At 80.8% G+C, this 266-nt stretch carries 1 protein-coding gene; it reads right to left on the bottom strand.

Annotated features, from left to right (window positions below; translation table 11 throughout):
- Window positions 1-266: DegT/DnrJ/EryC1/StrS family aminotransferase (locus AC0IW9_RS30975; RefSeq protein WP_471652136.1), on the bottom strand; the 266-nt coding region annotated here is incomplete at both ends.

The following is a 266-nucleotide window of genomic DNA, read 5'->3' as shown; positions in this document are numbered from 1 at the left end:
CTCGACCAGCCGGGCGGCGATGGCGCCGCCGCGGCGCGGGGCCTGGCGGAAGGCCGGCTGCCGGTGCAGCGGCTTCCAGACCGGCCGGGTCTCGATCCCCGCGGCCTCCCGCGCCAGCCGCACCGCATCGCGGTCCGGGGCGCCCCGGGCGGGGTCGAGCAGGATGGCGGTCCGCCAGCGGGTGCCCTGGCTCCAGTCCGGCTCCGGCATCAGGCCGAGTCCGGGACGGGCGGCCCGGCCGCGGCGATAGGCCGCGAAGATGCCGC

The sequence above is a fragment of the Belnapia sp. AC561 genome, assembly GCF_979252845.1.
The sequence above is the reverse complement of the archived record's forward strand: the minus strand, read 5'-3'. Positions and strand labels throughout refer to the sequence as shown.